This window comes from Limimaricola soesokkakensis (assembly GCF_900172345.1).
In the GTDB taxonomy this organism is placed as follows: domain Bacteria; phylum Pseudomonadota; class Alphaproteobacteria; order Rhodobacterales; family Rhodobacteraceae; genus Limimaricola; species Limimaricola soesokkakensis.
Window position 1 is genome coordinate 1 of sequence record NZ_FWFY01000003.1, and the last position, 19,234, is coordinate 19,234.

16 protein-coding genes are annotated in these 19,234 nt (G+C 65.3%); 8 read left to right on the top strand and 8 right to left on the bottom strand.

Annotation, left to right across the window (positions count from 1 at the left end; genetic code table 11):
* Positions 1-181 precede the first annotated feature (181 nt).
* The 8 genes from LOS8367_RS05375 to LOS8367_RS05410 all read right to left on the bottom strand — a co-directional run bounded on the left by LOS8367_RS05375 (position 182) and on the right by LOS8367_RS05410 (position 9,883).
* The gene (locus tag LOS8367_RS05375) at positions 182-568 is read right to left on the bottom strand and encodes a cupin domain-containing protein (RefSeq protein WP_085895477.1); all 387 of its coding nucleotides are present in this window, start codon (positions 566-568) and stop codon (positions 182-184) included.
* Positions 569-985: 417 nt separating this feature from the next.
* The gene (locus LOS8367_RS05380; protein WP_085895478.1) at positions 986-2,536 is read right to left on the bottom strand and encodes a sensor histidine kinase; all 1,551 of its coding nucleotides are present in this window, start codon (positions 2,534-2,536) and stop codon (positions 986-988) included.
* Between the two features lie 91 nt (positions 2,537-2,627).
* Entirely contained in the window at positions 2,628-2,996 is a 369-nt protein-coding gene (locus LOS8367_RS05385) for a response regulator (RefSeq protein ID WP_165761388.1), read from the bottom strand.
* Positions 2,997-3,003: 7 nt separating this feature from the next.
* Positions 3,004-4,425, bottom strand: a complete 1,422-nt coding sequence (locus tag LOS8367_RS05390) for a sensor histidine kinase (protein ID WP_085895480.1) — start codon at positions 4,423-4,425, stop codon at positions 3,004-3,006.
* A 306-nt stretch (positions 4,426-4,731) separates the two neighbouring features.
* Positions 4,732-6,030, bottom strand: a complete 1,299-nt coding sequence (locus tag LOS8367_RS05395) for a TRAP transporter large permease (protein WP_085895481.1) — start codon at positions 6,028-6,030, stop codon at positions 4,732-4,734.
* The gene (locus LOS8367_RS05400) at positions 6,023-6,508 is read right to left on the bottom strand and encodes a TRAP transporter small permease (RefSeq protein ID WP_085895482.1); all 486 of its coding nucleotides are present in this window, start codon (positions 6,506-6,508) and stop codon (positions 6,023-6,025) included. Before LOS8367_RS05400 ends, LOS8367_RS05395 begins: the two co-directional genes overlap by 8 nt.
* A gap of 70 nt (positions 6,509-6,578) precedes the next feature.
* Positions 6,579-7,607 (bottom strand): TRAP transporter substrate-binding protein, encoded by a 1,029-nt coding sequence (locus LOS8367_RS05405; protein ID WP_085895483.1) that lies wholly within the window; start codon positions 7,605-7,607, stop codon positions 6,579-6,581.
* 41 nt (positions 7,608-7,648) lie between these two features.
* Positions 7,649-9,883 (bottom strand): cytochrome P450/oxidoreductase, encoded by a 2,235-nt coding sequence (locus LOS8367_RS05410; protein ID WP_242665512.1) that lies wholly within the window; start codon positions 9,881-9,883, stop codon positions 7,649-7,651.
* A 194-nt stretch (positions 9,884-10,077) separates the two neighbouring features.
* Here LOS8367_RS05410 and LOS8367_RS05415 point away from each other — a divergent pair, with 194 nt between their 5' ends.
* The 8 genes from LOS8367_RS05415 (at position 10,078) to LOS8367_RS05450 (ending at position 19,153) form a co-directional block, all read left to right on the top strand.
* Positions 10,078-10,767: an IclR family transcriptional regulator gene (locus LOS8367_RS05415; RefSeq protein ID WP_085895485.1), complete on the top strand. Its 690-nt coding sequence runs from the start codon at positions 10,078-10,080 to the stop codon at positions 10,765-10,767.
* 461 nt (positions 10,768-11,228) lie between these two features.
* A complete protein-coding gene (locus LOS8367_RS05420; protein ID WP_085895486.1) occupies positions 11,229-12,302 on the top strand; it encodes a transporter substrate-binding protein in 1,074 nt (357 codons plus the stop codon).
* Positions 12,299-12,913, top strand: coding sequence for an ANTAR domain-containing response regulator (locus LOS8367_RS05425; RefSeq protein ID WP_085895487.1), 615 nt, complete (start codon positions 12,299-12,301; stop codon positions 12,911-12,913). Before LOS8367_RS05420 ends, LOS8367_RS05425 begins: the two co-directional genes overlap by 4 nt.
* Positions 12,906-13,817, top strand: a complete 912-nt coding sequence (locus LOS8367_RS05430) for an ABC transporter permease (RefSeq protein WP_085895488.1) — start codon at positions 12,906-12,908, stop codon at positions 13,815-13,817. Before LOS8367_RS05425 ends, LOS8367_RS05430 begins: the two co-directional genes overlap by 8 nt.
* Positions 13,817-14,737, top strand: coding sequence for an ABC transporter permease (locus LOS8367_RS05435; protein WP_085895489.1), 921 nt, complete (start codon positions 13,817-13,819; stop codon positions 14,735-14,737). Before LOS8367_RS05430 ends, LOS8367_RS05435 begins: the two co-directional genes overlap by 1 nt.
* A gap of 45 nt (positions 14,738-14,782) precedes the next feature.
* A complete protein-coding gene (locus tag LOS8367_RS05440) occupies positions 14,783-16,411 on the top strand; it encodes an ABC transporter substrate-binding protein (RefSeq protein ID WP_085895490.1) in 1,629 nt (542 codons plus the stop codon).
* A 1-nt stretch (position 16,412) separates the two neighbouring features.
* The gene (locus tag LOS8367_RS05445; RefSeq protein WP_085895491.1) at positions 16,413-17,372 is read left to right on the top strand and encodes an acetamidase/formamidase family protein; all 960 of its coding nucleotides are present in this window, start codon (positions 16,413-16,415) and stop codon (positions 17,370-17,372) included.
* Complete coding sequence (locus tag LOS8367_RS05450; protein WP_085895492.1) at positions 17,369-19,153, top strand: ABC transporter ATP-binding protein; 1,785 nt, start codon at positions 17,369-17,371, stop codon at positions 19,151-19,153. The genes LOS8367_RS05445 and LOS8367_RS05450 overlap by 4 nt, the downstream gene beginning before the upstream one ends.
* Positions 19,154-19,234: the final 81 nt, after the last annotated feature.

Sequence of the window (19,234 nt, forward strand, 5' to 3'; positions counted from 1 at the left end):
GTCGGTTCGCTCCGGACATGGTCGCTTGATCTCGCGCCCGAACATCTGCGCGCTCGGAGAATGGATTGGTAGAAGGATCATTCGAACCTGCCTTCGCCCGGATTGCGATCGAAAGTCGGCTTCGGGCTGAATAGCCCCGCGTTTCTTGGACGCCTCCGTGTCTCAGTTTCCGCTCTCGTCCTCAGTCGTCATCGAGATAGACATAGCGGACCTCCTGATAGCTGTCGGCGGCGAAGGCGAAGAACAGGCGTGCCTCGGTTTCGGCATGGACCGCGTGCTCTAAGTTGCCCGGAATGAAGATGGCCTGACCCTCGGCCAACTCGTGATCCTTTCCATCGACTGTAACCAGCGCCGCGCCAGCCAGCGCGAAGTAGACCTCTGCATGCGCGTGCCGGTGCAGCGGCAAGGGCTCGCCCGGCCGCACGATAGCGATTCCGCAGGTGAGGCTGTCTGTCTTGGTGCGATCAGCCGAGAACAACATCTGGTAGCGGGCGCGGTGCTGGCCACTGACCTCCACAACCTCTTCCTCAATCGCATCCGGGTCCCGGTGAACGGCATTGCTGGACATATGGAGCTCCTTGCTGGTGCCGCGTTCACAGCGGCCCTTCACATGGATAACGCTCGTCTGGCACTCGGTTCCGGCGGAGTACTGTAAACGGAGGATCAGGCATCGTGCACGCAAAGGCGGCCTGAGAAGCTGACAAGCTATAGAACGCTTTGCGGGCCAATCCCCCAGAAGGCAGCCGCCTTGGTTACGCTGTCTTCCGAAAACCGGAAGGCCATCAAAGTCGGGCGGGGTTCGCTACTAACCATCACGCCCTGCACTCACCGAGTGCCGCTCTTGGTTGGTTGGGCACAGCACAGTTGGTGACGCCCCGCGGCGGCTATGGGCCGGAAGCGCCAAGGCGGGGAAGGCCTGGAAGCTGGCCTTCGTTGCCTACGCCACGAACGTCCGCTCTTTCTTCCGATCGCGAGTCAGAAGGGATCAACCGTCGGCCGCGCCCGAATGGATGGTGGCGGGGGCCAGTTCAGGCGGGGCCTCCAGGCGCTCCCGCGGCAGCCTTAGCATCACACGGAAACCGGCCTCATCGAGGCACCGTTCAAAGATGCCTCCCAACCGTCCCTCGACCATGTGCCACATGAGCTTCGTGCCGAATCCGACACGCTCGGGCGTCGGCGGCGGGACAGCCAACGGGACAGCCCGATGTTCGCGCCACTCCAGAACCAGGTTCTCATTGGACTCATCGAACCGGGCCCTGACGGCGAGACGGCTGTCCTGGCAGGAGCTACCATGTTTCAGCGCGTTGGTGGCAAGTTCGTTCAGGATCAGCGCCAGCGGCATGATGCTGTCCCTGTCGACACTCAAGTTGGGTGCCTCGATGGAGATCCTGCTTCGCTCGGGGAGGATGCCAGTCGCCTCTTCGATCAGCGCCTGCAATGCCACGCTCTTGCTGGCGTCCTCAACGGCCATGCGGTTGGCCTGACCCACGGCCACGAGGCGCCCCAGGAAGGCCTCGTCCAGCTCATCCTTGGTCCGGGCCTCCCGGGAGCAGCTCCGGTAGATCGAGGCCAGCACCGAGAGACTGTTACCCACTCTGTGACTCATCTCGCGGCGCAGCGTCTCGCGGTGTTCGGCATGTTGTTTGCGGTGGAGCGCGACGCCGATCTGGCTTCCAACTGTCTGGAGCATCCGCAGAACCTCCTCATCCAGCCGAGCGTAAGAGGTTCCGAAGAACTCGAGCACACCGTGTACGTCTCCGCCTTGCCACACCGGCAGGGCCACTGCGCGGGTCAACCCGACCTCTTCGAATACGCTGCGACGAACGAACTGGCAGGACGCCGGAAGGTCGACGAGCGCTTGCAGCTGTCCCGACTGCCAAGCGCGGCCCGGGAGACCCTCTCCGGGTGCAAAGCGCACAACGCTCGTTGCCTCGACCACCGGTTGGAAACGCGGGTCCGCCAAGTGCCAGATTCCGGTGGGGTGCAGGCGCGCATGCGGCCCACGCCCGCGCACGACGTGGAAATGGCCTGCCTCCATGCCGGATACGGCACAGACACTATCGAGACAGAACTGTGTGAATTCGTCGAGCGAGACGTCTTCCAGAAGCTTCTGCGCGACGGCGAGTAGCGCCTCTCCTTCGCGGGCCCGCAATTCCTGCGCGCGCCGGGCAGCTTCCTCGGCGGCCATGCTCCGGATGAAGGCGTAGAAGATCCGCCCGCCGCCGTCGCCGGACATCGGGAATATCGACAGCTCGACCGGGAACTCAGCGCGGTCACGATGCAGGGCGGTGATCCGGACCCGTTGCTCGAGAACCGGACCTTCACCCGTGCGATTGTAATGTTCCAAGCCGCGCGCATGGGCGTCGCGATGCTGAGGGGGCACGATGAGATCCCCCATGGAAGACCCCATCGCTTCTGCGCGAGGCCAGCCAAACATCTCCTCGGCCGCACCATTCCAGGCAACGACCAACCCTGCTTCGTCCATTCCCACCACGGCATCGAGCGCGCGGTCAAAGAGGGACTCCAAATGCTTCATCCTGCCCCTCCAATTCTCAAAGAAAGAGAACTATCCGCGTATTGAGGCCAAGTCGAGACGAACGGTATCGGGAGTGGTTCGCCCTTACCCGTCATCGATCGAGGACGGCGTCTACACCGCGTATCACAGCGTGCAGTTTCACCGGGCTGAATGGCTTGCCAAGCAGAGCGACAGGAGCGGTGGCAGCAATGTCCGCCTCCGTCAACTCGTGCAGGCTGCCACTGACGATGACCGACGGAACGCCCAGCTCGGCCCGCATGAAAGCCGCAGCCTCTGCGCCGCTCGATGGGCCTGCCAGATGCAGGTCCACGAGGGCCAGGTCCGGCACATGCGCGCAGGCCATCTCGATCGCCGTCTCCTTCGTCCCGGCAATGCCTACGACCTCGTAACCCATGTCCATGAGCTGCATCTCGAGGTCGAGCGCGATGAAAACCTCGTCTTCGACGATGAGTATACGCATGGCGAGGTCAGACCTTGGCCGGAAACCGGACGACGGTTTGCCAGCCCTGCGGAGAGCTCGACTGTTCGACATGCCCGCCGATCTGGCGAGCGGACATCTGGATCAGCCGCTGACCGAGGCCCGAGCCGCGCGACGCTCGGCCTTCGACTGCCTCGGACTGGCCGATGCCGTCGTCGATGACCGTCAGCACCAGCTCGCCCGCCTTGGCGTCGCGCGCGAGGCGCACGCGCACGCGTCCTTCCTCCCGCCCATGAAAGGCGTGCTTCAGGGCATTGGTGATCAGCTCGTTAACGATGATCGAGAGGCTGATGGCCTTGTTCGGGCAGAGCCGGATCGGCGTCACGTCGAGGTCGATCGAAATGCCCCGGACATCGCAGCCGGACGAGGCGGCGACATGGTCGCAGAGGTCGCGCAGCTGCTGGTCGACGGCTACGCTGGTCACATCGCCATCCTGGTAAAGGCTGGCGTGGATGGTGGCGATCGCATTGACCCGGGTGCTGGCCGAGAGCAGCTTCTCGCGGGTCTCGGGTGAGGCCCGCCCGCTTTCGAGACTGAGCAGGCTCGCCACCATCTGAAGCGAGTTCTTGACCCGGTGATTGACCTCGTCGAGCAGCATTTTCTGGTTGGCGAGCGCGGCTTTCAGCCGCTCTTCGTTCTGCCGGAACTCGGTAATGTCGACGACCATGCCCACGAGATGCGGCTCGCCGTTCACGGGGCCGAGCAAGATCTCACCCCGCGCCGAGATCCAGCGGACGCTGCCGTCGGGCAGCAGGAGCCGATGCTCGAGGATTGTCGGCCCGGGCCCGCGCTCGGCGGTCGAGAAAAGCTCCATGCGCACGCGCTCACGATCCTCGGGGTGAACGCGCTCGAAGAACGGCTCGATCTCGTCGCCGGCCTCGTCTGGCGCGAACCCGTGCATCGAATCGACGCCGGCGGAGCGGATCAGCTTGCCCGTGACGAGATTGAGGTCCCAGAAGGAAAGGGACGCCCCCTCGGCGGCCGTGCGCTCCCGTGCCTCGAGCAGCAACTGCTGCGTCACCTCTGCCGTCACGTCCTCGACCAGCTGAAGGATGCAGGTGACCTCGCCGTTCTCGATCACCGGGGAATGCGACAGCCGCCAGTAGCGGGTCTCGAAGCCGCCATCGGGCATGACGATGTCATGCCGGCCCGGCTCCAGCGCGTCGGTCTGCCGCGTGTCGACCGCGCGCGCAACCGAGGCGCGGATCGTCGCTTCAAGATTCGGGGTGTCGGGACGCGGCGGGAACTCGTCGAACAAAGGCCGGTCGAGCAGCGTGGCTCTGCGGCGCGCCACGGCTTCCTCAAAGGGCGCGTTGACGTCGATGATCAGAAGATCGGTCGACATGATGATCGCCGGCACTGGGATAGCGTGCAGGATGGCCCTGCCGGACAGAATGGGAGCGTCGAGCATGATGACCCTTCAGGAAAACGCAGAGCTGCCCCGAGCCCGGCAGCGTCGCCCTATATAGCGTGCGGCCCATGAGACGGTAGAGCGGCCGCGCAACAGGTCTGCCATTTCAGTAAGCCGACGTTCGATGTGACCCAGCCGAATGGCAACTATGGGCCGGTCGCGTCGGTTGCCTCGCCGCTGCCGAAAACACTGAGGTTCGATATGGGCGGCCTGTGCCCCAAATTCCTCTTCACCTAAGAGGTCGCGAGAGGTGCGCTCGATGTGTGTTGCTCGGCCTCTTAGCGAAATGGGCTCCAACCTAAATCATCACATCAGGTCTGGAAGCCAGAGCACCAGGGCAGGGAAGGCTACCAGCAGTACAAGGCGCAAGATGTCGGCCAGGATGAACGGCAGGATGCCGCGGATCACGGTGGTCTGGCTCACATCGCCGGCGGCGGCCTGCACGACGAAGAGATTGAGACCGATGGGTGGCGTGATCAGTCCGATCTCGGCCACCGTGACGACGAGAATTCCGAACCAGACGAGGTCGAAGCCGATCTCCTGGGCCACCGGGGCCAGAAGCGGCACGGTCAGCAGGATCATCGACATCGAGTCCATGAAGCAGCCCAGCACCACGTAGAAGAGGAGGATCAGCGCCAGCACCGCCAGCGGCGACAGCCCAGCCGCCTCGATCCAGGCGATCAGCAGCCGCGGCAGCCCGGTCTCCTCGAGGAAGAAGTTGAAGAAGGCGGCGCCGATCAGGATGAAGAAGATCATGCCGGTCAGACCGGCGGTCTCGAAGACCGCGTCGTGCAGCGCCCCGCGGTTCAGCTCGCCCGACAGCAGCGCCAGCAGGAAGGCGCCCACGGCCCCCACGGCCGCCGCCTCGGTGGGCGAGAACAGCCCGGCATAGATCCCGCCGATGACCAGCGCGAACAGAGCCGCGACCGGCCAGACCCGGCCGAGGCTGGTCAGCCGCGCCGCCCAGCCGTGCCGCTCCGAGCGCGGCGCGATGTCTGGATCGGCCCAGACCCGGCCGAGCACGGCCAGCGCATAGAGCCCGGCCCCGAGCAGCCCCGGAAGCAGCGCGCCGACGAAGAGCGCGCCGATCGAGCTCTGGGTGAGCAGCCCGTAGATTACCAGGAGCACCGAAGGTGGGATCAGCACACCGAGCGTGCCGCCGGCGGCGACGGTCGCGGTCGAAAGGGAATCGTCGTAGCCGTGGCGCCGCATCTCGGGCAGCGCGACCCGGCCGATCGTCGCCACGGTGGCGAGCGAGCTGCCGCAGATCGCCCCGAAGAGCGCGCTGGCCCCGACCGTGGTGACGGCGAGCCCGCCGCGGCGGTGGCCGATGAAGGCGTTGATCGCCGTGAAGAGCGAGCGCGACAGCCCGGCATGCGAGGCGAAGGCGCCCATCAGCACGAAGAGCGGGATGACGCTGAAGGAATAGGGAAAGATCGACTCGAACGGGCTCGAGCCCAGCACGAAGGCGGTGCTGAACCAGCCCTCGAGCCACCAGTAGCCAAGCAGGCCCACCGCAGCCATCGCGATCGCGACCGGGAGACCGAGCGCAATCAGCGCCAGCGCCGCAGCGAAGCCGATCAGGCCGAGCCATGCGTCACTCATCGGAAGCCTCCCGCAGCGCCGCAACGAGCCAGAGCATCACACCGGGCAGGCACAGACCGAGGCCGAGCAGCAGCGGGTACCAGTACCACGCGATCGGAATGCCGAGCTGCTGCGAGCTGTCCCCGAACATGGTCCGCGTCTCGAAGGTCGCGAAGCCCTGCCACAGCATCAGCGCCAGCAGCACAAGGGCGACCAGCGCGGCCATGACATGCAGCGCGTGCCGCGCGCGGCGTGGCAGCCGCGAGATCAGGAAGTCGACCCCGACATGGGCGGCGGCGAGGAAGGCGTGCGGCATGACCAGCCACGTCCCGGCCATCACGAAGAGCTGCACGAGGTCGACGACGCCGATGATCGGCAGCCCGACCTGACGGCCGAGCACGTCGCCTACGGTCACGAGCGCGGCCGCGGCGTAGGCGGCCACGCCCAGCGCCGCCAGCGCCTTGATCGCCAGCCGGGCGGCGGCGAGTGGTTTCGGCATGAGCCCTGTCTCCCTTCGCCCCGAGACGGGCCGGCGCACGCGGCGCCGGCCCAGACTCCCGGCCGTCCGCTCAGCCGTTCGCGGCCTCGTACTCGGCGATTTTTTCCTGCATCATCTCGTAGATCTCGCGGGCGTTCTCCACGCCGGCGGCCTCGACCTCCGCGAGGTAGGCCTCCATCATCGGCGCGAGGGTCTCGCGCCAGCGCGCCCGCTCCTCGTCCGACAGGGTGGTGATCTCGTGCCCGGCCTCGACCGCGCCCTCGCGGCCCGGCGCGTCCCACTTGTCCCACCAGTCGGCGAATTTCGGAACGAGGTTGTCACCGGAATTCTCGTCGATGCAGCTCTGCGCCTCGGGGCTCAGCGCTGCGTAGGACCGCTCGTTCATCACGAAGAAGAACGACACGGTGTAGACGCCGGCCTCCAGATGGTAGTCGAGCACCTCGTTCAGGCCGAAGGAGGCCACCGGGTCCCACGGAAAGACGGTGCCGTCGATGACGTCGCGCTGGAGGTTCTCGTAGACCTCGCCCGGCGGCAGGCCCTGCGGCACGGCGCCGAGATATTCGAGCATGCTGGAGATCGCGGGCGAGGGGGTGCGGATGCGCAGCCCCTCGAGGTCTTCCATGGTCTCGACCTTGGTGCCCTGTGTATGGACGAGGCCGCCGTTATGAGCGTGCAGCGCCAGCACCTTGAGCCCCTCGTACTCCTCGGCCAGCGTCTCGGGCAGGAGCGACCATAACGCGTGGGTCGCGGCGCCGGCGTCGTCGGTCAGGAAGGGCATGTCGATCAGCGAGCTGCGCGGGAAGCGGCCGCGCGGGATGCCGTGCAGGCCATGCGCGATGTCGACCACCCCGGCCATCACCTGCTCCTGCTGGCGCGCAACGTTGCCGAGCTGCGTGCCGGCGGGCGAGATATCGAACTGCACCTCGCCGCCGGTGCATTCGGTGACGGCCTCGGTCCAGGGCACGATGAAGTCCTGGTGGATGCCGTGCACGCTGGGCAGGAAGTGGCTGACCTTCAGCGTGGTCTCGGCCAGGCCTGCGCCAGGCAGCGCCAGGGCCAGCGCCGTGGCGGCGGTGGTGATCGTCGTTCTGGTCTTCATTCGGTACCTCCCAGTCACCGTGTTTCGCCCGCCGGCTCCCCTCAGAGCGCGAGCCTGATCCGGCCGCCGCGCGCGCGCGAGCAGCAGGCCATCATCCTGTCGTTGCGGGCCCGTTCGGCCCGGGTCAGCACCATGTCGCGATGGTCGATCTCGCCCTCGAGAACCGGCACCTCGCAGCTGCCGCACAGACCCTCGCAGCAGTCGCTCGACACGTCGACGCCCTTGGCGCGGATCGCCTCGAGCAGGGTCTCGCCCGCGCCGACCTCGACCTCGAGGCCGCTATCTGCCAGCTCGGCGGTGAAGGGGCGCTCGGCCCTCGGGTCGGGCCCGCCGCCGGCCGCGGCGAAATGCTCGACATGCAGCGTCCCCTCCGGGTGGTCTGCCGTCAGCTCCTCCAGCGCCGAAAGCAGCCGCGCCGGGCCGCAGGCGTAGATCTGGCCGCCGCGCGGCAGCGCGGCGACCAGATCAGGCAGCCGCATGCGCGCCCCCTCGTCGGCCGGGTGCAGCGTCAGCGCCGCGCCGTGATCGCGCGCCAGCCGATCGAGAAAGGCCATGCTGCGGCGCGAGCGCCCGGCATAGTGCAGCCGGTAGCGCCGGCTCAGCGCCTTCAGCCGGTCGGCCATGGCGAGGATCGGGGTGATGCCGATGCCGCCGGCGATCAGCAGGCAGTCCTCGGCCGCCTCGTCGAGGCGGAACAGGTTATGCGGCCCGCGCAGGCGCAGTTCCATGCCGGGGCGGACATGGCCGTGGATATGCGCCGAGCCGCCGCGCCCTTCCGCCTCGCGCAGCACCGCGACGCGGTAGCCGCTTTCTCCCGGTGCGCCGCAGAGCGAGTACTTGCGCTCGTAATCCCCGACGCAGAGCTCGACATGGGCGCCGGGGCTCCAGCCGGGCAGGCGCTGGCCCTCCACCGGCGCGATCCCGAGCGACAACACCTCCTCGGCCTCGCCCGTTACCTCGGTCACCCGCACCCGCCGCGCGATGTCGCGGCGGTCCGGGGCGCCGACCGCGAACTCTCGATGCGCCGCGCGCAGGCCGGGCTGCGCGCGCTCGGGGTTCCGCGCCGGGTCCCACGCCACCCAGAGCTGGTCGGGCCCCCGGAAGGAGGTGTTCGGCAGGTAGGTGAACTCCTGCGGCTCGAGCCGCAGATGCGGCAGGCGGCGCGTGAACTCCTCGAGGAAGACGCGCATCTCCATCCGGGCGATGTTCTTGCCCATGCACTGGTGGCTGCCATAGCCGAAGGTCAGGTGGTCGACCGCGTTGTCGCGGTAGATGTCGAAGCGGGCCGCCTCCTCGAAATGCCGGTCGTCTTGGTTGGCCGAGGCGGTGACCATCAGCAGCTTGGCGCCCTGCGGCAGGCGGACGCCACCCAGCTCGACCGGCCGCGTCGCCTCGCGTCGCCAGGCCACCACCGAGCCCGCGTAACGCAGGCATTCCTCGACCGCGTTGGGGATCAGCGACGGGTCGGCGCAGACGTCGTCCCAGGCGTCGCGATGCGTCAGAAGGGTGCGGAACATGTTGGCCGAGGCATGCGCCGTGGTCTCGTGCGCGGCGACGATGATCGCCATCATCATCGAGTGCAGGTAGCTGTCGGTGACGACCTCCGGCATCTCGGCGTTGCGCCGGATCGCCTGGTGCATCCAGCCGGGGCCGTCGGGCTCGGCGCGCATCTTCTCCAGAACCTTGCCCGCATATTGCCAGAACCGGCCGACCGAATGCGCGACCTCGAGTTGCTGCTCGGGCGTCGGCCGGCCCCAGGTGTTGACGGTGTGGGCGACGGAGAAGCGCCGCAGCGTCTCCATGTCGTCCTCCGGTACGCCGAGGAAGTCGAGCGCCACGGTCAGCGGCACCTCCCAGAGCATCTCCTGTACGAGGTCGGCCCGGCCCTTGTCCACGAGCGCGTCCATGCGCTCGCGCACCAGCGCGCGGACCCGCTCGCGCCGCGGCAGCAGGTTCTCGGGCAGGAAATGGTCGAGCAGGGCCCGGCGGCGCTCCATATGCGCCGGCTCGTCCTCGTTCACCAGCGTGCGGTTCATCGCGTAGCCGTAGGAGGCCAGCGCCTCCTGCGCCTCGCGGCTGACCGGCGTCATCTTCTCGAGCGCGATGCGCGGCGAGAAGGTGAGGTTGTCGCGGAACACCGCCTTGATGTCGTCGTAGCGGGACACCACCCAGTAGCCCAGCTTTGAGCTGTAGAAGACCGGTTCGTCGTCCCTGGCCCAACGCAGCGCTTCGGCAGGATCGACCTGGTAGGGGCCCTCGAATGGATCGAAGGCCATGGCGCGCTCAGAGAGAGGGCATCCCTTCTCACCACCGAGACCTTCGCTGTCCGGTGCAACGTGCACGGGACAACGCCTCTGTTCTGCCATGCTTCCTCCCTCACGACATTTACAAATAGCGCACATCGTGTTTCATTAAAAAAGTAGAGCCGGTTGCCGCATTGAGTCAATCGGCAGCATTCGGGGACTGGGCCATGGCTGCTGGCGGCACGCTGCAAACGCTGGAGCGGGGCATTGCTGTTCTTCAGGCAGTGGCGGCGAGCGAGTCAGGGCTCAGGATTGCTGAGATCGCCGAGCGTCTGGGTGTGCACCGCGCCATCGCCTATAGGCTGGTGAACACGCTGGCCGACCAGCACATGCTGCGGCGCTTGCCGGAGGGAAAGATCGTGCTCGGTTCGGCGTCCCTTCTGCTCGGCCTCAACGCCGAAGGCGCGCTCCGCACTTTGGCAGGACCCATCGTTCAGGCGTTGGCTGACCGGACCCAGGCGACGGCCTTCCTCTCCACCGCTGTCGGCGAGGAGGGTGTGGCCGTGCTGACCTCGACCCCGAAGGACGCCTTTCTCAACATCAACTATCGTGTTGGCAGCCGCCATCCGCTGACCCGGGGAGCCGCCGGGATTGCGATACTGGCGGGACGGGGAGCGACAGAAGGAGAACCGGAGAGTGTGACGAACGCGCGGGAGCTGGGCTACAGCCTAACCGAAGGCCAGTTGCAGAAAGGGGCCACTGGGATTGCCAGCCCTGTCCCCATGCCGCGCGAGTTCTCCGTATGGCAGGACCTGTCGATCGGTGTCGTAGGAGTTGGCGGGCTGGATCATGATCTGGCGATCAAGGAGGTTTTGGTCGCTGCTCGGGATCTCGCAAGGGCGGCTGCTCGAGCCTGATCGGCCTGGCTCAACGGGAGAAGTTGGAAGTGCCTTTGGTATTGCTTTGCGGTCCGGCAAGCCAGCGGACAACTCCTGCCCCAATGCATTACATTCAACAGCGGCCCCAAGAGTAAATGCCTGACTGTCCCTTCATATGCAGTGCAGTTTTTAGCTGCCTGACGGGCCCCGATAGTCCGAACTAATTAAACTCTCTACCTTTGTCTGAACGAACTGTGCATGCGACTTCCGCCATTGTTGACATAACTTGGAGTTCGAATGTTGCGAGTTTTGTCCTCGGTGCCTTTCGATGATGCAAAAAATATCAGCGAAACAGATGCCCTGTTGCTTATGGGACTTGACCTCTCGGTAGATGTCGTCGCAGGTTGGCCGCAAATACCGGTTCGCCCGGATGGCATTCGCGCCCGCTTCGAAACGCTCTGCTGCGTTCTCGTGCGGGCTTTTTTCGTTGGGAGCGGTGCATGCGACGTGATGTGGAGATCGGCCTGCTCTATTCGCGGTCCGGCGACTATGCTGCGATTGCAGCGGCATGCCGACGGGGCGCGCTGAACGCGGTAGCTGCGATCAACACCGATGCAGAGCGCTGCGTCCGGCTCCGGGTGATCGAACGAGATCCGGGGGGAAACCTCGATCACTATGAGCCGCTTTGCACGGAAATGCTGCGCGAGGGGCGTGTGCGCCACGTTGTGGGATGCGTCACTTCGTCGAGCCGAAAGGAGGTGATCCCAGCGCTGGAGAAGGCAGGTGGCACATTGTGGTATGCCTGCCCTTACGAAGGTTTCGAATGCTCGGATCGGGTGATTTACACCCATGCCTGCGCGAACCAACATCTGCTGCCGTTACTTCATTGGGCTTTCGGTCGATACGGCCGGCGCGGCCATCTTGTTGGCTCCAACTACATCTGGGGCTGGGAAATGAACCGGGTGGCCCGGGAAGTCATTGCCTCCGCAGGCGGTTCGGTGACCGGGGAGCGCCATCAGGCCTTGGGCGATACCGATGTAGGACGTCTGATCGATGAGCTGCGCGCGGCGAAACCCGATTTCGTTCTCAACAACCTGATTGGTCAGTCCTCGCGCGCCTTCCTCGAGGCGATGCGGCTGCTGCGCGGAAAGGACCCGGCCTTCGCCGAGGGCAGCTGTCCGGTGCTGTCATGCAACCTCACAGAATGTGAGCTTCCGGGTTTCGGCGCCGCCGCCGAGGGGGTGATCGCGGCCGGGCCGCATTTCGCCGGAGCACCGCTTTGGGGGGCCGGACACGGCGCAGAGGCTGCCTCTTCCTTCGAAGCAGCGGCCTATGTCGCGGTGGCAACGCTCGCAGCCCTCGAGGAAAGGACAGGCGACCCGGCAACGCGGCTGAAGAGCTGCGGTGTCGATCCTGAGACGCGTCATATGGCCCTGCCGGTCTTGATTGCTCGGGTTGAAGAAGGCCTGTTCAAGGTTCTCGAACATAGCGGTGCGGTTGAGGCCGATCCCTATCTGGCGCGGCGTGAGCGCTGGCCCACTGCGCGCCATGCGGCGCTTCGGGTAGTGACATGAGCCGCCGGATCGCGACGCCGGAACTGGGGGGCGCCACGGCGCTGCTTCTGCATCGGCCGCATGCGACAACCCAAGCACTCGCTCGGCAGCTCGCCGCGATCGGCCTGCGTGCTCTACCCTGCTGGCCCCATTTGGATGCAGCTGCGCATTGCGCGGATTTCGTTTTCTTCGATGCGGACCAATGTCACGACGAAATGTTTCCCTGGCGGCCGGGTGAAGCACCAATGCCGATGATCGCGTTGATCGGTTCCGAAGCGCCAGGTCGGATCGAATGGGCGCTGGGGCAGGGCGCTGATGCACATTTGCTTAAGCCGATTGGTGCCGGTGGGGTCTATTCCGCGCTTCTGATTGCACGACAAGGTTTCGAGGCGCGCCGGGCCGCCGCCGATGAGATCGCTGCTTTGCGCGCCCGGCTTTCCGAACGGCAAACCGTCGTCCGCGCGGTGCTGGCGCTGATGGGGCGTGGGCGCTCTGAAGCGGAGGCTTATGCCCAACTGAGGGCCATGGCGATGGCCTGGCAGGAAACGATCGAGCAGGCCGCGCGGCGTATTTGCGCGGCCGGAGAGACCGGCGCACCAACGCTGGCGACGAAGAGGGGACGCGATGTCTGACACGACCGGAACTCTGCCGCCGGGCGCGCCGCCGCCGGTCGCGCGTCGCGCGCCCCGTGGGGCGTTGGCACGATTGATGAGACGCAAGCTGGCTTTGTTTGGTCTAATGCTGATCGTGCTCACCATCGCCGGGGCGGTGCTGGCGCCTTGGCTCACGCCCTACGATCCTAATGAGCAGATGTTCGACGGGCTCACCATCACTGGAGCGCCGCTGCCGCCCAATTCGGATTTCTGGCTTGGTACCGATCTGCTCGGTCGCGACCTACTCACCCGCATCCTTTATGGCGCGCGGACCTCGCTGATCATCGGCGTGGTGGCCAATGGCATCGCGCTCATCATCGGCACGGTGATCGGGGTCTCGGCGGGCTATTTCCGAGGTATCTTCGGGGCGGTGCTGATGCGCTTCACCGACCTGATGATGGCCTTCCCAGCGCTACTGCTCGCCATCTGCCTCGCGGCGATCTTCCAGCCTTCTTTGTGGATCGTCGCGATGGTGATCGCCATTGTGAACTGGGTGCAGACCGCACGGGTGCTCTATACAGAGACCACCTCCCTGGCGGAGCGCGAGTTCATCGCGGCCGAGAAGACGCTGGGCGCAGGCCATGCACGCATCCTGCTGTGCCATATCCTGCCGCACCTGGTGCCGACGATCATCGTTTGGGGCACGCTCGGCATCTCCACCACGGTGCTGCTCGAAGCGACGCTGAGCTTCCTCGGCATCGGGGTGCAGCCGCCGACGCCGTCCTGGGGCAACATCATCTTCGAGAACCAGACCTATTTCCAGGCTGCCCCCTGGCTGGTGTTCTTTCCCGGCGCCGCAATCCTGATCCTGGCGCTGTCTTTCAACCTCCTGGGCGACGCGCTGCGCGACGTGCTCGACCCGACGCAAAGGGGGCGTGACTGATGGCCGCCTACGTCTTCCGCCGCCTGATCGTCTCGGTGCTGATCCTGCTCGGCGTATCCTTCATCACCTTTTTCCTGCTCTACGCGCTCCCCGCCGATCCGGTGCGCCAGATCGCCGGGCGTTCGGCCACTGCGCAGACGGTCGAAAACATCCGCCAGCAGCTCGGTCTCGATCAGCCGCTTCTGGTGCAGTATTGGCGCTACCTCACTGGCTTGGTGCAGGGCGATCTCGGCCGCAGCTACTTGCAGCGCACCGATGTCGGCACACTGATCGCGGCACGGCTTCCGGCATCGCTGCTGCTGATGGCGGGCGCGATCGGCTGCGAGCTGGTGCTGGGGCTCACGATGGGTGTGATCGCTGCGTTGAAGCGCGGGACCGCCACCGACCAGTCGCTGATGATCGCGAGCTTCGTCGGCGTCTCGGCGCCGCAATTCGTGGTCGGCCTTCTGCTTCTCTACGTCTTCGCGGTGCAGCTTGGCTGGTTTCCGATCGGAGGCTACGGAACCTGGGCGCATCTGGTTCTGCCTTCCCTCACGCTCGGCATCATGGGGTCGGGCTGGTACAGCCGTATGATGCGCTCCTCGATGGTCGACGTGCTCCGCGCCGATTACATCCGCACCGCTCGCGCAAAGGGACTGACGCGGCGCCGGGTGATCCTGCGCCATGCACTGCCCAATGCGATCCTACCGGTCATCGCGATGATCGGCATCGACATCGGCATCTTCATGGGTGGCATCGTCGTGGTTGAGAGCGTGTTCGGCTGGCCAGGCATCGGGCAGCTTGCTTGGCAGGCGATCCAGCGCGTCGACATCCCGATCATCATGGGCGTCACGCTGGTTTCGGCCTGCGCCATCGTGCTGGGCAACCTCCTGGCCGATCTCGTCACCCCCCTCATCGATCCGCGCATCAAGCTGCGTTGAGACCCCGCACGACCAATCAACAAAAGACCTAACAGGAGAGTGAGAATGAAACGACTGCTGACCTCGACGGCGCTAATCGCCGCGCTCGCCATGCCCGCCATCGCGCAGGATTACACGCCCGACCCGAACGCCCAGCCGGGTGGGGCTATCACCATCACCTACAAGGACGATGTCGCCACGCTCGACCCGGCTATCGGCTATGACTGGCAGAACTGGTCGATGATCAAGTCGATCTTCGACGGGTTGATGGATTACATCCCCGGCACCACCGAGCTGCGCCCGGGTCTTGCCGAGAGCTACGAGATCTCGGAGGATGGATTAACTTATACCTTCAAGCTGCGCGATGGCGTAACCTTCCATAATGGTCGCGAGATGACGGCCGAGGACGTGAAGTACTCGCTCGACCGCGTCACCGACCCCGAGACCCAGTCGCCCGGCGCCGGTTTCTTCGGAGCGATCGAGGGCTATGATGCCGCTGCTTCCGGCGAGGCCGAGGGACTGTCGGGCGTGAAGGTGATCGACGACCAGACCATCGAGATCACCCTGACCCGGCCCGATGCCACCTTCTTGCACGTGATGGCGCTGAACTTCGCCTCCGTCGTGCCACAGGAGGCGGTCGAGGCAGCAGGCGGTGATTTCGGCAAGGAGCCTGTCGGCACCGGCGCTTTCAAGCTCGGGGAGTGGACGATCGGCCAGCGGCTGGTGTTCGAGAAATTCGAGGACCATTGGCGCGAAGGCGTGCCCTATCTTGACCAGATCACCTTCGAGGTCGGACAGGAGCCCATCGTGGCGCTTCTGCGCCTTCAGAACGGTGAGGTCGACGTGCCCGGTGACGGCATCCCGCCTGCCAAGTTTGTCGAAGTGATGAACGATCCGGCCCAAGCCGAGCGCGTGGTCGAAGGCGGCCAGCTGCACACCGGTTACATCACCATGAACACCCAGATGCCGCCGTTCGACGATGTGAAGGTGCGCCAAGCGGTGAACATGGCGATCAACAAGGACCGGATCATCCAGATCATCAACGGTCGCGCCGTACCGGCCAATCAACCGCTGCCGCCTTCCATGCCGGGCTACACCGAGAACTACGAGGGCTATCAATACGACATTGAGGCAGCCAAGGCCCTGCTGGCCGAGGCGGGTCACCCGGACGGCTTCGAGACCGAGCTGTTCGTTATGAATACCGATCCCAATCCGCGTATCGCGCAGGCAATCCAGCAGGATCTCAAGCAAATCGGGATCGATGCTTCGATCCAAAGCCTCGCGCAGGCCAACGTGATCGCCGCGGGCGGCGAGAAGGAGCAAGCGCCGATGATCTGGTCGGGCGGCATGGCCTGGATCGCCGACTTCCCAGATCCGTCGAACTTTTACGGCCCGATCCTCGGCTGCGCCGGCGCGGTCCCGGGCGGCTGGAACTGGTCTTGGTACTGCAACGAGGAACTCGACGCGATGGCCGCTGAGGCGGACTCCATGGCCGATCCCGAGCAGGCCGAGGAGCGACTGGGCAAGTGGTCCGACGTCTATATGAAGGTCATGGAGGACGCGCCTTGGGTGCCGGTGTTCAACGAGCAGCGCTATACCATGAAGTCCGAGCGCATGGGTGGCGATGACGCGCTCTATGTCGACCCGGTCTCGATCCCGGTGAACTACGACTACGTCTACGTGACCGAGCAGTAAGATGTGCCAGAACTGCGACTACACGATCCATGGTGCGCAGCATCATTTCGGCTGGGACAATTCCATTGCCCCGGTCGAAAGGGTGGAGCCCGGCGCGCAGATCGCCTTCCACTGTATGGATTCATCGGCGGGCCAGCTCGGCCCGTCGAGCACGGTCAAAGACGTAGAGACTCTCGACTTCGGCAAGATCAACCCGGTCTCGGGTCCCATCTATGTCGAAGGGGCCGAGCCGGGGGACGCTCTGAAGATCACCATCGACAGCTTCGCCCCGCGCGAGGCCGAGGGCTCGGCCTGGGGCTGGACCGCCAACATTCCGGGCTTCGGCCTTCTGGCGGACCAGTTCACCGACCCAGCGCTGACGATCTGGAAATACGATGCGAGAACGCTCGAGCCCGCGCTGTTCGGCGAGCATGGCCGAGTACCGCTCAAGCCGTTCTGCGGCACCATCGGCAACGCGCTGGCAGAGCCGGGGGGACATTCGATCGTGCCGCCGCGCCGGGTCGGCGGCAATCTCGACATTCGCGATCTCGCCGCGGGCACCGTGCTCTATCTGCCGGTCGAAGTCGCCGGGGCGCTGTTCTCCGTCGGGGACACCCATGCGGCGCAGGGTGACGGCGAGGTTTGCGGCACCGCGATCGAGAGCCCGATGTACGCAGTGCTTACGATCGATCTTGTGAAGGACGCGCAGCTGAAGTTCCCGCGCTTCACGACGTCGGGACCGGTGACGCGGCATCTCGATGCCAAGGGCTACGAAGTGACGACCGGCATCGGGCCGGATCTGATGACCGCCTCGCGTGATGCTGTGGCGGGGATGGTCGACCACCTCTGCGCCACGCGGCAGATGGCGGCGGTCGATGCCTACATGCTCGTCTCGACCTGTGGCGATCTCAGAATCTCGGAAATTGTCGACCAGCCGAACTGGGTGGTGAGCTTTTACTTCCCGCGCTGTGTGTTCGAATGAATGCCGCCGTCACGAAGCTGTCCGGGGCTGAAAGGGCCCCGGATACCAACCCGCCGGTGCTTTCCGTAGAGGAACTCAAGATCTCAGTGCGCACCAGCGAGGGCCCCCGCCTGCTGGTGCAGGATCTCTCATTCGACCTGGCGCGTGGTGAGACACTGGCCATCGCGGGTGAGAGTGGGTCAGGGAAGTCCCTCACCTCGATGGCGATCATGGGGCTTCTGCCACCGCCTGCCGTCCATGTTTCGGGCGGTCGCATCCGACTTGGAGAGACCGATCTCCTGAGTCTGTCTGAGCGGCGGATGCGCGCGCTGCGTGGTGCGCGCATCGCGATGATCTTTCAAGAGCCGATGACCTCGCTCAACCCGGTGCTGACCATTGGTCATCAGCTGATCGAGGCGATCGAGGCGCATGAGACCTTGTCACGGCGTGAAGTGCGGGCTCGGGCGATAGAGGCGCTACGCGCGGTACGAATGTCGCAGCCCGAGGCGCGACTGAAACAGTATCCGCATGAGTTGTCGGGCGGTATGCGCCAACGGGTCATGATCGCCATGGCGATTGCGCTCAGACCCGATGTGCTGATCGCTGACGAGCCGACTACTGCGCTCGATGTGACGGTGCAGCGCGAGGTTCTGGAGCTGCTGCGCGATCTACAGCGGGACCTTGGCACCGCCGTTATCCTAATCACCCACGACATGGGGGTGGTGGCCGAGATGGCTGACCGCGTGGTTGTCATGCAGGCAGGCCGCATGGTCGAACAGGGGCCGGTGCAAGAGATCTTTGCAGCACCGAAAGAACCATATACCCGCGCGCTGCTGGCAGCAGTGCCCCGAATGGGGCGCGGGGAAGGGGCAGGCGCACCCAGCACGGCAGTGCCGGTGGCACGGGTCGAGGATCTGCGGGTGCGCTTCGACATTCGAGGGGGCATTCTGAACCGGCCCACCCACGCGGTGCACGCGGTGGCGGGCGTCAGCTTCGAGATCCGTGCTGGCGAGACCTTCTCGTTGGTAGGGGAATCCGGCTGCGGCAAGTCAACCATTGCAAAGGCCCTCACCGGGCTGGTGCCGTTCGAGGGCTTGTTGGAAGTGGCCGGTCGCAGGCTTGTGAGCGGCCAGCGGCCTGACACGGCCTTTCGCCGCGGCGTTCAGATGATCTTCCAAGACCCCATGGCCTCGCTCGACCCTCGGATGCGGGTAGGCGACCTTGTGGCTGAACCGCTGGTCATCCACGGCATCGGCTCCGCTCAGGAGCAGCGCGTCCAGGTTGAGGCGCTCTTCGAGCGCGTGGGGTTGGAGCGAGACCAACTCGACCGCTATCCCCACGAATTCTCGGGCGGACAGCGGCAGCGTATTTGCATCGCACGCGCGCTGGCTCTGCGGCCGCGGTTGATCATCGCTGATGAAAGCGTTTCGGCGCTCGACGTCAGCGTACAGGCCCGGGTTCTTGAGTTGCTCAAGGCCCTGAAAACCGAGTTCGGCATCGCCTATCTGTTCATCAGCCATGACATGGCCGTGGTTGAGAACGTCTCCGACCGGGTTGCGGTAATGCGACTGGGCCAGATCGTCGAAATGGGCACGCGTGCGCAGCTGTTTGGCGATCCGCGACACCCCTATACCCGCCAGCTTATCGCCGCCGTGCCGGTCCCTGACCCCACCCGGGTACCGCCACCGTTCTCCAGGCCACAGGGCGAAGTGCCGAGTCCCGTATTGCGGCGTGGCATGGAGCCTCAAATCGAAGCACTGGCTGACATTGGGGAAGGGCACATGGTGGCCAAATTTGGGTAAGCCGCTTCGAGAGGGGCGGGATCAAAGCCGTTATTTGAAGAGAGGCCGGAAAGGAACCGGTAGAGCCAGGGGCCTCTGAGT